At 50.1% G+C, this 13252-nt stretch carries 8 protein-coding genes, 18 tRNA genes and 1 rRNA gene; 26 read left to right on the forward strand and 1 reads right to left on the reverse strand.

Annotated features, from left to right (window positions below; all coding sequences use genetic code 11):
- Positions 1-39: 39 nt before the first annotated feature.
- From rrf to ACETMN_RS01650, 26 genes are all read left to right on the forward strand, one after another.
- Positions 40-156 (forward strand): 5S ribosomal RNA (gene rrf, locus ACETMN_RS01525).
- Positions 157-194: 38 nt separating this feature from the next.
- Positions 195-268 (forward strand) — tRNA-Ile (locus ACETMN_RS01530).
- A gap of 34 nt (positions 269-302) precedes the next feature.
- Positions 303-378 (forward strand) — tRNA-Ala (locus ACETMN_RS01535).
- 1 nt (position 379) lies between these two features.
- Positions 380-455 (forward strand) — tRNA-Asn (locus ACETMN_RS01540).
- 3 nt (positions 456-458) lie between these two features.
- Positions 459-550, forward strand: a tRNA-Ser gene (locus tag ACETMN_RS01545).
- Positions 551-566: 16 nt separating this feature from the next.
- Positions 567-638: transfer RNA gene (locus ACETMN_RS01550), tRNA-Glu, on the forward strand.
- Positions 639-644: 6 nt separating this feature from the next.
- Positions 645-720 (forward strand) — tRNA-Val (locus tag ACETMN_RS01555).
- 16 nt (positions 721-736) lie between these two features.
- Positions 737-810: transfer RNA gene (locus tag ACETMN_RS01560), tRNA-Met, on the forward strand.
- 27 nt (positions 811-837) lie between these two features.
- A tRNA-Asp gene (locus ACETMN_RS01565) sits at positions 838-915 on the forward strand.
- 132 nt (positions 916-1047) lie between these two features.
- A tRNA-Phe gene (locus ACETMN_RS01570) sits at positions 1048-1123 on the forward strand.
- Positions 1124-1143: 20 nt separating this feature from the next.
- Positions 1144-1219, forward strand: a tRNA-Thr gene (locus ACETMN_RS01575).
- A 9-nt stretch (positions 1220-1228) separates the two neighbouring features.
- Positions 1229-1314: transfer RNA gene (locus ACETMN_RS01580), tRNA-Tyr, on the forward strand.
- A gap of 9 nt (positions 1315-1323) precedes the next feature.
- Positions 1324-1399 (forward strand) — tRNA-Lys (locus ACETMN_RS01585).
- A gap of 6 nt (positions 1400-1405) precedes the next feature.
- Positions 1406-1486: transfer RNA gene (locus ACETMN_RS01590), tRNA-Leu, on the forward strand.
- A gap of 10 nt (positions 1487-1496) precedes the next feature.
- A tRNA-Gly gene (locus ACETMN_RS01595) sits at positions 1497-1571 on the forward strand.
- Between the two features lie 7 nt (positions 1572-1578).
- Positions 1579-1655, forward strand: a tRNA-Arg gene (locus ACETMN_RS01600).
- A 17-nt stretch (positions 1656-1672) separates the two neighbouring features.
- Positions 1673-1751: transfer RNA gene (locus ACETMN_RS01605), tRNA-Leu, on the forward strand.
- Positions 1752-1758: 7 nt separating this feature from the next.
- Positions 1759-1832: transfer RNA gene (locus ACETMN_RS01610), tRNA-Pro, on the forward strand.
- Positions 1833-1842: 10 nt separating this feature from the next.
- Positions 1843-1913 (forward strand) — tRNA-Gly (locus tag ACETMN_RS01615).
- A 392-nt stretch (positions 1914-2305) separates the two neighbouring features.
- The gene (gene iolD / locus ACETMN_RS01620; RefSeq protein WP_091019822.1) at positions 2306-4171 is read left to right on the forward strand and encodes a 3D-(3,5/4)-trihydroxycyclohexane-1,2-dione acylhydrolase (decyclizing); all 1866 of its coding nucleotides are present in this window, start codon (positions 2306-2308) and stop codon (positions 4169-4171) included.
- 53 nt (positions 4172-4224) lie between these two features.
- The gene (gene iolE / locus ACETMN_RS01625) at positions 4225-5127 is read left to right on the forward strand and encodes a myo-inosose-2 dehydratase (RefSeq protein WP_091019824.1); all 903 of its coding nucleotides are present in this window, start codon (positions 4225-4227) and stop codon (positions 5125-5127) included.
- 199 nt (positions 5128-5326) lie between these two features.
- Positions 5327-6337, forward strand: a complete 1011-nt coding sequence (gene iolC / locus ACETMN_RS01630) for a 5-dehydro-2-deoxygluconokinase (protein ID WP_091019826.1) — start codon at positions 5327-5329, stop codon at positions 6335-6337.
- A gap of 99 nt (positions 6338-6436) precedes the next feature.
- On the forward strand, positions 6437-7912 hold the full coding sequence (locus ACETMN_RS01635; protein ID WP_244661184.1) for a CoA-acylating methylmalonate-semialdehyde dehydrogenase: 1476 nt from the start codon (positions 6437-6439) through the stop codon (positions 7910-7912).
- 68 nt (positions 7913-7980) lie between these two features.
- Complete coding sequence (iolG, locus tag ACETMN_RS01640) at positions 7981-9033, forward strand: inositol 2-dehydrogenase (protein WP_411735687.1); 1053 nt, start codon at positions 7981-7983, stop codon at positions 9031-9033.
- 109 nt (positions 9034-9142) lie between these two features.
- Positions 9143-9949 (forward strand): 5-deoxy-glucuronate isomerase, encoded by an 807-nt coding sequence (gene iolB / locus ACETMN_RS01645; RefSeq protein ID WP_411735688.1) that lies wholly within the window; start codon positions 9143-9145, stop codon positions 9947-9949.
- Positions 9950-10071: 122 nt separating this feature from the next.
- On the forward strand, positions 10072-11079 hold the full coding sequence (locus ACETMN_RS01650) for a LacI family DNA-binding transcriptional regulator (protein ID WP_192136445.1): 1008 nt from the start codon (positions 10072-10074) through the stop codon (positions 11077-11079).
- Between the two features lie 166 nt (positions 11080-11245).
- Here ACETMN_RS01650 and ACETMN_RS01655 read toward each other — a convergent pair whose 3' ends face one another.
- Positions 11246-13222 carry a methyl-accepting chemotaxis protein gene (locus ACETMN_RS01655; RefSeq protein ID WP_179198647.1) on the reverse strand — a complete coding sequence of 659 codons (1977 nt, stop codon included), beginning with the start codon at positions 13220-13222 and terminating at the stop codon, positions 11246-11248.
- Positions 13223-13252: the final 30 nt, after the last annotated feature.

A 13252-nucleotide genomic window follows, 5' to 3' on the forward strand; every position in this document is an offset into this window, starting at 1 on the left:
TTCAGAGAACGATCTCTGAAATGTAAGCACAGCTATGCGTTTGGTGGCGATGGCGGAGGGGTTCCACACGTACCCATCCCGAACACGACCGTTAAGCCCTCTAGCGCCGATGGTACTTGGACCGCAGGGTCCTGGGAGAGTAGGACGCCGCCAAGCGAAACCCCACTGGGGTATTTTTTTTCGAAAATTGATAAGGGCCCTTAGCTCAGTTGGTTAGAGCGCACCTCTGATAAGGGTGAGGCCGGTGGTTCGAGTCCACCAGGGCCCATAGCAAGACCACAACAAGAAATATACCAGAGTATGGGGCCATAGCTCAGCTGGGAGAGCGCCTGCCTTGCAAGCAGGAGGTCAGCGGTTCGATCCCGCTTGGCTCCACCATTCCCTGATAGCTCAGTTGGTAGAGCACTCGACTGTTAATCGAGTTGTCACAGGTTCGAGCCCTGTTCGGGGAGCCATATGGAGAGGTGTCCGAGCTGGCCGAAGGAGCACGATTGGAAATCGTGTAGGCGTCACAAGCGTCTCGAGGGTTCGAATCCCTCTCTCTCCGCCAGATAATTTTTTAGCAAGGCCCGTTGGTCAAGGGGTTAAGACACCTCCCTTTCACGGAGGTAACAGGGGTTCGAATCCCCTACGGGTCATATTATGGAGGCTTAGCTCAGCTGGGAGAGCATCTGCCTTACAAGCAGAGGGTCGGGGGTTCGATCCCCTCAGCCTCCACCATATAACTTTATAACGACGCGGGGTGGAGCAGCCCGGTAGCTCGTCGGGCTCATAACCCGAAGGCCGCAGGTTCAAATCCTGCCCCCGCAATTATACTTTCCTTTGAGAAAGTGATCTGGAACCGTGGTGTAGTTGGCCTAACATGCCTGCCTGTCACGCAGGAGATCGCGGGTTCGAATCCCGTCGGTTCCGCCATCTTGTATATGCTTCAGGGATGAGAATCCGTTTTTGGGTTCGTCGGAGCATTCACTTCGAGAGCATAAGCTTCGCAGTCTCGAACGAAGTGAGAGTATCCCGTCGGTTCCGCCATTTTTTTTAATGTAGTAAGGCTCGGTAGCTCAGTCGGTAGAGCAGAGGACTGAAAATCCTCGTGTCGGCGGTTCGATTCCGTCCCGAGCCACCATTTATAACACCATGTAATACGCCGGTGTAGCTCAACTGGTAGAGCAACTGACTTGTAATCAGTAGGTTGGGGGTTCAAGTCCTCTCGCCGGCACCATGTAATCCTGGAGGATTAGCGAAGCGGCCAAACGCATCAGACTGTAAATCTGCTCCCGTACGGGTTCGGTGGTTCGAATCCATCATCCTCCACCAGTTTTCTATGAGTCATTAGCTCAGTTGGTAGAGCACCTGACTTTTAATCAGGGTGTCGAAGGTTCGAGCCCTTCATGACTCACCATTATATGCGCGTGTGGCGGAATTGGCAGACGCACTAGACTTAGGATCTAGCGTCTTTGACGTGGGGGTTCAAGTCCCTCCACGCGCATCCCTTATTTGCGGAAGTGGCTCAGCGGTAGAGCATCGCCTTGCCAAGGCGAGGGTCGCGGGTTCGATTCCCGTCTTCCGCTCCAATATTTTGCGCCCTTAGCTCAGCTGGATAGAGCGTTTGACTACGAATCAAAAGGCCGGGAGTTCGAATCTCTCAGGGCGCGCCATTATAACTTCATATTTTGCCGGCGTGGCGGAATGGCAGACGCGCTCGACTCAAAATCGAGTGGGAAACCGTGGAGGTTCGAGTCCTCTCGCCGGTATAGATAACGGGATGTAGCTCAGCTTGGTAGAGCACCTGGTTTGGGACCAGGGGGTCGCATGTTCAAATCGTGTCATCCCGATTGTTGTTATGCGGGTGTAGTTCAATGGTAGAACTTTAGCCTTCCAAGCTAATAGCGTGGGTTCGATTCCCATCACCCGCTTATATATTGATAAAGAAAGAGATGGTATTCACCGTCTCTTTCTTTTTTTTGCATTCACAGGCATATTGATCATGATTGTATATGAAGATCACGGATTATATGGCTGATTAGCATGTACCATCAAGTATTCCATCCTCACGATAATATTCCCTCTCTTTTAAGTCTGTTCTTAATCATTGTGGAGTGTTCAAATAGAGAAGGTCTAACACATGTTCGAACACAAGAATATCTTTTTTTACAATATTTCATAAAAACGCTTACAAAAATAGCTTGCGTAAATCATTAACCTGTAATACCATATCAATTAAGCGCTTAACCTTTAGGGGTAAGGCGCTTAAACTTAACGTAGATTAAGCGCTTAACCCGTAAAGGAAAGGACGGCGATCAAATTCATGAAAACAATTCGACTGACGATGGCTCAGGCACTGCTTCGATACTTGGATCAGCAATATATCTCGGTTGACGGGGTGGAAACCAAGTTTGTGAAGGGAATCATCGGTATTTTTGGACATGGCAATGTAACAGGCATTGGAGAAGCGCTGGAGCGCAGTCCGGGAAGCCTGACGTATATGCAAGGCAAGAACGAACAAGGCATGGTGCATACGGCAGCGGCTTATGCCAAGCAGAAGAACCGTAAACAGATCTATGCATGTACAACATCCATTGGACCTGGTGCTTTGAATATGATAACAGCGGCAGCTACTGCAACGGTGAACCGGATTCCGGTTTTATTGCTTCCAGGAGATAACTTTGCTACACGGGAACCAGACCCGGTACTTCAGCAGTTGGAAGTGAGCAGTGATTATACAATCTCAGCCACTGATCCATTCAAAGCCGTCAGCAAGTACTGGGATCGCATTGTTCGTCCCGAACAGCTGATGATTGCTGTTACACAGGCGATGCGTGTGCTAACCGATCCAGCAGAGACGGGAGCAGTAACGCTCGCATTGCCGCAGGATGTGCAGGCAGAGGCGTACGATTATCCAGAATCGTTCTTTGCCCGCAAAGTACATTATCTGGATCGTCGCCCCCCGGTACAGGCAGCCATTGAACGGGCAACGGAGCAGATTGCCCGTGGCAGTAAGCCGTTGCTCGTTGCAGGCGGCGGTGTGTTGTACTCTGAGGCATCCGCCCAGCTTGTGGAATTCGCCGAGGCATTTGGTATTCCGATCGCCGAGACGCAGGCGGGCAAGAGCGCAGTCTCTTGGGACCACCCACTGAATGTGGGGGCCATCGGGGTTACCGGCTCTCTGGCAGCCAATAGGCTGGCGAGAGAAGCAGACGTTGTGATCGGCGTCGGAACGCGGTTCTCGGATTTCACGACGGCGTCCCGCTCTGCTTTTCAACATCCAGAAGCGTCATTCATCAACATCAACCTGAACAGTATGGATGCCGCCAAGTTAGGCGGAGAAGCCATTCTGGCAGATGCTCGCGAAGGATTGCAGGCTTTGCAGAAGGAATTGCAGGAAAGACAATACCGAAGTGCATATGGCGCATCCGAAGTTGCTGATCTCCGCGCTGAATGGAATGCAGAAGTGGATCGGCTGTATGCAGCTCAACATGAAGCAGGGCTGGCACAGACTACAGCAGTTGGCATCGTTAACCGGACCATTGATCCGTCTTCCGTCATAGTGTGTGCGGCAGGCAGTCTGCCGGGTGATCTACATCGTCTGTGGCGTGCGTCTGAACCAAAGACGTATCACATGGAGTATGGGTTCTCCTGTATGGGGTACGAGGTAAGTGGAGCGTTCGGGGCAGCACTTGCCGAGCCGGATCGTGAAGTGTACGCGATGGTCGGTGATGGCAGTTATCTGATGCTGCATTCGGAGTTTGTGACCAGTTTGCAGGAACAGAAGAAGATGACCGTTCTCTTATTCAATAACAATGGATTCCAGTGTATTCATAATTTGCAGCGGGAACATGGTAGTGACGGGTTCGGCAATGAGTTCCGTTATCGGGAATCCGAGAGTGGACGACTGACCGGGGATTACATGCCAATGGACTTTGCAGCACACGCCCGAAGCATGGGAGCCAAATCCTATAGAGCGGAGACAGCAGAACAGCTGGAACAAGCACTCCGAGATGCGAAGAACGAAACAGTGAGTACGTTGATTGAGATTCCGGTCGTGCCTGGAACCAATGCAGGTGGATACGAGTCATGGTGGAATGTAGGTGTACCTGAGGTATCTGCCGAAGAAAAAGTAGTTCATGCTCATCACACCATGCAAGCCAACCGTGCCAAAGCAAGACCGATTTAATCCGGTTTAATATAGTGAACCACAATGTTGAACGACAAAGGAGACGTGGAGCAATGAGCAAGCTGCCATTCCAGCTTGGGATTCATCCGATCAATTGGGTCGGTGAAGATGTGAAGGAGCATGGTGATGCGACAACGTGTGCACAGATTCTGGATGACATTCAGCGTCTTGGGCTGACAGGCACAGAGATGGGACGTAAATATCCTACCGATCCTGCTATATTGCGTGAGGAATTGAGTAAAAGGAATATCAATCTGGTCTCCCAGTGGAAATCCGTACTGTTCTCCGATCCGGCGTATCGTCAATCGGAGCTGGACAGTTATCGCAGACATGCGGAGTTTCTGCAATCCATGGGCAGTAAGGTGATCAGTACGGCGGAGGTAGGCGGGTCACTTCATTTTGATCCAAGACGAACTCCGAATGAAAAAGAAGTGCTCAGACTCAGTGAATCTGAATGGCATATTCTTGCTGAAGGGTTGAACGAAGCAGGAGCTATTGCTCGTGAACATGGGTTGAAGCTTACGTATCATCATCATGGTGGCACAGTGGTAGAACAACCGGATGAGATTGATCGACTGATGGGGCTGACAGACCCTTCTCTCGTGTATCTGCTCTATGATACTGGTCATGCCTACTATGGCGGAGCCGACCCACTTGAACTGTTGCGCAAACATTATGATCGGATCGCCTATATCCATCTGAAAGATATCCGTCCGCATGTGCTGGATGAAGCACGCGCGGAGCAATCTGACTTTGTCGGCTGTATTCGTAGAGGGGTGTTTACCGTTCCAGGGGATGGATGCATTGATTTTGCACCAATTCTGCAAGAACTGATCACACGAGGGTACGATGGCTGGGCGATGCTTGAAGGAGAGCAGGACCCTGCGATTCATAACCCATATGAGTATGCGAAGCGATCTTTGAACTATATGGAGTCGTTATACCAACATAGCTGATTCGTTTAGCATTGCAGCGGTCAGAGGCCACACCTATGAAGCGAAAAAGGAAGAAGGCCAGCAAGAGTATAACGTTACGATTGGAAAATAAAACTGATCTTTTCTAGCCGTTTACGAGTCCTCACGATGGAATGAGTAATTAGTCTAGATATCCATATAATCCATGTAAAATCTCAACACAGAAAGGGGCTCACATGCAATGACCTATGTATCCTTTCCAGAATCAAGGAAGAAAGATTTCACCGCGATTGGTCGCTTGTGCATCGACTTGAACGCCAATGAGATCAATCGCCCGATGGAAGAGACGATGACATTCACGAAATATGTGGGTGGCTCGCCGGCCAATATTACGATAGGCATGTCCAGACTGGGTATGAAGACGGCTTTTATCGGTAAGATCGCGGGTGACCAGATGGGCAGATTCATCCAGAGTTATCTCGAGAAGAACGGCATCGACACATCGAATGTGGTAACGGACGACACCGGAGCGGTGACGGGGCTTGCTTTTACCGAAATCAAAAGCCCAACCGACTGCAGTATCCTGATGTACCGGGACAATGTAGCGGATCTGTTATTACAGGCGCAAGAGGTGCAGGAGCAGTTGATCGCTGACTCCAAAGTGCTGCTCATCTCGGGCACAGCCCTTGCGCAGAGCCCATCCCGTGAAGCCGTATTGCAGGCACTAACGTATGCGAAGAAGCATGGCACGGTTATTGTGTTTGATCTGGACTATCGCCCATACACATGGACATCGGATGAAGAGACAGCGGTCTATTACAACCTCGCAGCCGAGAAATGCGATATCATCCTGGGCACACGTGAAGAGTTCGACATGATGGAGACATTCGACCACAATCCGGATCATAGCGATCAGGTGACTGCACAGAAATGGTTTGATTTCTCAGCGAACATCGTTGTAATCAAACACGGCAAGGAAGGGTCCATTGCTTATACGCGTGAAGGTCTTTCCCATCGTGCGAACAGCTATCCGGCAAAAGTGGTCAAAACGTTCGGCGCAGGCGACTCTTACGCGGCCGGGTTCCTGTATGGATTGATGCAGGGCTGGACGATTGAGCGCAGCATGGCATATGGCAGTGGCGCAGCAAGTATCGTCATTTCAAGCCACAGCTGTTCGGATGCGATGCCAACGGTGGAACAGGTGAATGACTACATCGAACGTTGCAATCGGGGCGAGATCACCGTGTCTTGAAACTCGTTGCAATACTTTGAATAACACACTCATACAGATCAACATCAATGATATAAGTTCAACATAAGGGATCACACATAAGCGAAGGGAGACAGGGCTATGGGAAAAGGAATTTCTGAAGCGTCTGCAACAGCGACAATGGTACAAAACTGGATCGGAGGTGCCTGGGTAACCCCAGCGTCAACTCGTACGGAGCCGGTTGTGAATCCGGCCACGGAAGAAGTTATTGCACATGTGCCACTGTCCGAACAAGCGGACGTGGATCTGGCGGTTCAGACAGCACGAGAAGCGTTTAAATCCTGGAGCAGCACACCGGTTCCGCGCCGTGCACGTATTTTGTTCCGCTACCAGCAGCTACTGGTTGAACATTGGGAGGAGCTCGCCCGCCTGGTAACGCTGGAGAACGGTAAAAGTTATGCCGAAGCGTATGGCGAGGTATTGCGTGGCATTGAGTGCGTCGAGTTCGCGGCTGGTGCCCCGAATCTGATGATGGGCAAACAACTGCCTGACATCGCGACAGGACTGGAGTCGGGCATGTACCGCTATCCAATCGGCGTAATTGGGGGGATAACCCCATTCAACTTCCCGATGATGGTGCCGTGCTGGATGTTCCCGCTGGCTATTGCGTGTGGTAACACCTTTGTCTTGAAGCCGTCCGAGCGTACACCGCTGCTGGCAGGCCGCTTGGCAGAGCTGTTCAAGGAAGCGGGGCTTCCTGATGGCGTGCTCAACATTGTTCACGGTGCACATGATGTCGTGAACGGGTTGCTGGAACATAAGGATGTTCAAGCGATCTCCTTTGTCGGATCACAACCTGTGGCCGAATACGTCTACACTACTGCATCCAAGCATGGCAAACGGGTACAGGCACTGGCTGGTGCCAAAAACCACTCCATCGTTATGCCGGACGCCGATCTGGATCTAACCGTGAAAGAGATTACCAGTGCAGCTTTTGGTTCAGCAGGGGAGCGTTGCATGGCATGTGCGGTTGTTGTGGCTGTGGGTGATGTAGCTGACGAACTGGTACAAAAGCTGGTGGAAGCGGCAGACCGCATTACCATTGGTAACGGCATGGATGAGGGTGTGTTCCTCGGTCCTGTCATCCGTGGACCGCATAAAGAGCGTACACTCAGTTACATTGAAGCCGGAGAGCAGGAAGGCGCGGCATTGATCAGGGATGGACGTAAGGATCAGGCGACAGGTGAATCCGGTTATTTTGTAGGGCCAACGGTATTCGACCAAGTTGATAGCAATATGAAAATCTGGCAGGATGAGATCTTTGCTCCGGTACTCTCGGTGGCAAGAGTGTCTACGCTGGAGGAAGCCGTTGAGCTGGCGAACCGTTCTGATTTTGCCAACGGGGCGTGTCTGTTCACCCGCAGCGGGGCGAGTATGCGTCAATTCCGTGAAACGATTGATGCGGGCATGTTGGGTATTAACCTGGGCGTACCTGCGCCAATGGCATTTTTCCCGTTTTCCGGTTGGAAAAAGTCCTTCTATGGTGATCTGCACGCTAATGGCACGGATGGTGTTGAATTCTACACTCGCAAGAAGATGGTAACGGCGCGCTGGTAACAACCAGAGCATCACTCGGGCTAAGGGAACGCCTAGCCCATATGGACGCACATAGGGAGGATAACGGAATGGGCAAGGACAAAGTGAGAATTGGCATCATCGGTGCTGGACGGATCGGCAAAATTCATGCAGACAATCTCCTGCGTAACCCGCATGCCGAGATTGTGGGAATCAGCGACTTATTTGCAGGTCCTGAATTGGAGGCTTGGGCTTCCAACCGTGGCATCCCTGTTGTAACAACGGATAGTAGCCAGTTGATCTCGATGCCTAATGTAGACGCGGTGCTGATCTGTTCTTCAACCGATACACATGTGCCGCTGATCGAACAGGCCGCTCAGGCAGGCAAACACATCTTTTGTGAGAAGCCAGTCAGCATGGATCTGGCACAGACCCAAGCGGCTGTAGCGGCAGTTCATAAGGCTGGCGTGAAGCTGCAAATTGGATTTAACCGCCGCTTCGATCACAACTTCAGACGGATACGTGCGCATGTGCAGGATGGTACGATTGGTGATCCACATATTATCAAAATTACTTCTCGCGACCCTAGTCCACCGCCTGCGGAGTATATCCGGGTGTCTGGTGGGATTTTCATGGACATGATGATCCACGATTTTGACATGGCACGGTATCTGTCCGGGAGTGAAGTGGAAGAAGTGTACGCTCAGGGCAACGTGCTGATCAATCCGGTCTTTGCAGAACATGGCGATGTGGATACGGCAATTGTTACGATGACCTTTGCTAATGGAGCGATTGGTGTTATTGATAACAGCCGTCAGGCTGTATATGGGTATGACCAGCGTGTTGAAGTATTTGGTTCGATGGGCAGCGCAGCAGCGGCGAATGATCATCCGAATACGGCTGAGATCAGTACAGCGGCCGGACTCATGCGCGACAAACCATTGCACTTTTTCCTGGAACGATACAATGAAGCGTATGTACAGGAGACAGCCCTCTTTATCGATGCAATCATCCATGATACACCGGTTATCGTAGATGGCCACGATGCAGTACAGGCAGAACGAATTGCGCTGGCAGCGAAGATGTCGATGGAGCAGGGAAGACCTGTGAAGCTGAGTGAAGTCACTGGGGTGTCATTGGAATCGCAAACGGCAACGCCATAGTTGGATAATTAAAGTCACTTTTTTGAATAGAGCGCATGAATAGTCAAAGTTCTTGTTTTTATATGCATCAGGTTGTTATGGACGACTACAGAAAGGAGTGGATGACAAGATGTCAGAACGTATTGTGAAACCCGTGGTCACCTCGGAGGGAGACGGTACGCTTATAAACGTAACACCGGAGTCGGCTGGGTGGGAATATGTTGGCTTTCAGGTAGCGAAGCTGGCGGAGGGGGAGACGCTAACCCGTGAGAGCGGTGATCAGGAACTCTGTGTGGTGCTTCTCAGTGGTTTAGCCAATGTAAGTACCCGGGAGCACACATGGGATAATATCGGAAAACGAATGAGTGTTTTCGAGAAAATACCTCCGTACTCGGTCTACGTCTCAACTTCCGATCAAGTACAGATCACAGCACGTACCGAACTGGAAATCGCTATATGTGTTGCACCCGGTAAAGGCACGTACCCGGCTCGTCTCATTACACCCGAAGATGTAGGGGTAGAGGCGCGAGGGTATGGTAATCTGGAACGCCAGATTCACAACATTTTGCCGGAACAGAAGGAAGCGGACAGTCTGCTCGTTGTTGAGGTATTCACACCAGATGGGCATTGGTCCAGTTACCCGCCACATAAGCATGATCGAGACGCACTCCCGGATGAATCTTTGCTGGAAGAAACGTATTATTTCCGTGTACAGCCTGAGCAGGGGTTTGCCATTCAGCGTATATACACGGATGATCGTTCTGTGGATGAGACGCTAGCAGTGAAAAACGGTGAAGTGGTGCTTGTTCCGGACGGATATCATCCGGTAGGTGCTCCTCCGGGGTATGAGGTCTACTATCTGAACGTGATGGCCGGCCCTACTCGGACATGGAAATTCCATAACGACCCTGACCATGAGTGGTTGATGAAAAAGTAAAACAGTTCATGTTACGCACATTTTGCTCGCTTCAAGTTGCGTATGCAGACTTCCCCCTGCATAATGAGAAGAAGAGGATAATTATCTATGTATATTATATATAGCACAAATGGGGAAAAACAATGAAAGCAACCATATACGATATAGCACGCGAGGCGGGTGTATCCATTGCAACCGTCTCGCAGGTCATTAATGGCAAAGGCAAGATCAGTGAGAAGCGGCGCGCCGAGATTATGGAGATCATGGAACGCCTTCATTATCAACCCAGTGCGATCGCAGCTGCACTTACAGGTAAGCAGACGTATACACTGGGGCTGCTCGTACCGGATATCTCAAACCCGTATTTCGCAGAACTCGCAAGAGCCGTGGAGGATCGAAGCCGTCAATTGGGTTACAGCGTGGTCATCTGCAGTACGGATAATAAGGACGAGCGGGTAGAGCGTTACCTGAATCTGCTCCAGCAAAAAAGGGTTGATGGCATGATGATCGGAACCGGGATCGATAATGCCGAAATTTTGTCACCCCTCTTGCAGCAGTCTATCCCTGTTGCTCTGATTGCCCGTCATATGCCATCCCTGTCGGTACATACGGTCACCATTGACGACGTACTTGGCGGAGCACTCGCAGCGGATCATCTGCTTGAACTTGGACACACCCGTGTAGCGGTTCTGTCGGAACCGTCCAAAGTCAGCAGCAGTCAGGAACGTGTACGTGGATTCCGTGAAACGCTGATTAAGGCAGGTCATACGCTGGAACCGAATCAGATCCGAGAATCGGCAGCTGATCTGAGCTCCGCTAAAAAAGAGGCGCTATTGCTGCTCGGTGAGAAGGATCACCCGACAGGTTTGTTCTGCTGTAATGACATTCAGGCTATTGGTGCACTTCAAGCAGCCAAAGAGCTGGGTCTACGCGTGCCAGAGGATGTGTCCATTATCGGCTTTGATAATACCATTCTTGCTTCGGTAACCAGTCCACCGCTTACGACCGTTGCCCAGCCAATTGAAGAACTGGGACATCGCGCTGTAGATCTGTTGATTGAAGAGTTAAAGGATGAGCGAAAAGAACCGCAGAAGATTGTCCTGAAGCCCGAGCTGGTTATCCGAGAATCAGCAGGTCGTGTATTGAGCTGAAAACAATTAGGTTTCTGATGTAACCTGATCAGTTGTGCGGCCAAGTCTGCGTGTGTCATATTCTTTTATGCAGATACGGGCTGCTTCATCCCTTATTACGAATATGTAACGTATCAACATAACAAACAAGCCGCATTCACCTTATAGGGGAACGCGGCTTGTTGATTTATATCTTGAACTTTTTCACTTCTTCAGCGAGTGTATTAGCTTGTTGGGCCAGTTCATTGGAGCGTTCCGAGATACTGGTAATATAATTGAACTGTTCTTGCGTTGAAGAGGCAACCTCTTCGGTGGAAGCGGCGCTCTGTTCGGACATGGCCGCAACACTGGAGATCACTTCAGCAATCTTGCCAGAGTTGTTATCCAATTCGGTTGTGGCAGAGGATACTTGTTGAAGCTGGGTGTCAATGCCTTCAATGGAATGCTTGATTCGCATAAATGAGTTGCGCATCTCATGTACAGCAGCAACCTGCTGTTCAATACCATGTTCAGCAGAATCGACCTCGCTCACACTTTGGTGGCTAGCCGCCTGGATTTCATTCAGCAACACGATGATGTCCTGAGCAGAGCCTGCGGATTGTTCAGCCAGTTTGCGTACTTCCTCGGCAACCACCGCAAATCCACGTCCATGTTCACCCGCTCTGGCGGCTTCAATCGAAGCGTTCAGGGCCAGCAGGTTGGTCTGGGAAGCAATACCTTGAATCATGCTGACGATGTCTTCAATCTTCTGTGATTTGTCTGCGAGTAGAGTGATTGATTCACCTACACGGTCAATCGATTGGCGGTTACCATCCGAAAGCTCCACCTGATGATCTACTGCTTGTAGTCCTGCTAGCATGGCTTCTCCTGCCTCACGCATCATCGTTACGGACTGCTCGACACTGCGATTGATGCCACCGACACTATCACTCATCTCTGACAGACGGCTTGAGCCATCATACACGGATTCAGCCTGTGCACTGGAACCTTGAGCGAGTTCATCCGTGGCGATGGAGATCTGCTCTGCGATGCGCTTGGTTTTATCTGTATGCTCCTGCATCTCACCCGAGATACTTTGTACGCGATCGGCAGAAGTCGTTACTTGCCTGAACAACGAGCTAAGTTGATCGGACATCTGATTGAATGCCATACCGAGTTCAGCGAATTCATCTTTGCCTTTGATCTGCACCCTTCCTGTAAAATCGCCACTCGACATTTGGAGGGAAGTCTCATGGAGATTTCTCAGTGGCTTGATGAAGAGTGTTGCGATCCAATAGGCACCTCCAAGTACAACCAATAATGTAATGGCGATAATGAGAATGTAATTGTTACGCAATTGATAATAGTCAGCATAGGCGAGTTTCTCAGATATGACTGAACCGACGATCCAACCTGTACTTGGAATCTGCTTGAAGTAGAGAAGCAGATGTTCTCCGTTATATTGAAATGATTTTTGCCCTGATGGATTAGTTTGCATCTCAGCAAGTAACGGTCCCAATTGACCGTTGTCCACAGCTGAAGTACTTGCAAGATCAGCCTCGGGATGAGCTAAAATAACTCCCTTTTTGTCGAGCATAAAAGTGTAGCCTAGTCCATCCAGATTAATTTGGTTGACTGTATCGGTTAACTTGGAAAGTAGAATATCAGAAGCAACCACTCCACGTAATGCACCGTTTTCTGTCTTTACTGGCATGGCGATAGACACTGTAAATTGTTTGGATTTGTTGTCAAGGTAAGGGTCGGTAAAAATCAGCTTGTCCGCTTGTTTGGCCTCTTTATACCAAGAACGATCTCTGGGATCATAATCTGTATCTGGGACAAAGTCAGAACCGTTCATAAACTTGCCTTCCTCATCTCCGTAAAATATGTCCTCTAAATTGTTAGGGTTGGTACCCTTATACATGATGGACAAATAATCTTCATTGAGATCGGAAGCTGCAACAGCCTCCTGAATGACAAGGCCTAATGTTTCCACTAATTTCTCGTTTCCATGTAACCAGCCGTCCAACTGGTATGTTGCGGTGGATACCAATCCATCCAGTTTGTTGTTCACACTCTGAGTAGCTTGTTTCTCCATCTGAACCAAACCAAGTGGTGCGAGCGCACCTGCTGTAACCAGAACAGTGACGAAGAAGGCTAACATTAATTTGAGTTTTAACTTCATACTTTTCCCCCTAGATGCCATGAATGTTAG

This window comes from Paenibacillus sp. M2 (genome assembly GCF_046713495.1).
Lineage (GTDB): Bacteria > Bacillota > Bacilli > Paenibacillales > Paenibacillaceae > Paenibacillus > Paenibacillus amylolyticus_B.

Bases quoted from the DNA above. Each gene is read 5' to 3' on its own strand.
- ACETMN_RS01635 (WP_244661184.1), top strand. From the start codon at position 6,437: ATGGGAAAAGGAATTTCTGAAGCGTCTGCAACAGCGACAATGGTACAA.
- iolE (WP_091019824.1), top strand. From the start codon at position 4,225: ATGAGCAAGCTGCCATTCCAGCTTGGGATTCATCCGATCAATTGGGTC.
- ACETMN_RS01655 (WP_179198647.1), bottom strand. From the start codon at position 13,222: ATGAAGTTAAAACTCAAATTAATGTTAGCCTTCTTCGTCACTGTTCTG.
- iolC (WP_091019826.1), top strand. From the start codon at position 5,327: ATGACCTATGTATCCTTTCCAGAATCAAGGAAGAAAGATTTCACCGCG.
- iolG (WP_411735687.1), top strand. From the start codon at position 7,981: ATGGGCAAGGACAAAGTGAGAATTGGCATCATCGGTGCTGGACGGATC.
- iolD (WP_091019822.1), top strand. From the start codon at position 2,306: ATGAAAACAATTCGACTGACGATGGCTCAGGCACTGCTTCGATACTTG.
- ACETMN_RS01650 (WP_192136445.1), top strand. From the start codon at position 10,072: ATGAAAGCAACCATATACGATATAGCACGCGAGGCGGGTGTATCCATT.
- iolB (WP_411735688.1), top strand. From the start codon at position 9,143: ATGTCAGAACGTATTGTGAAACCCGTGGTCACCTCGGAGGGAGACGGT.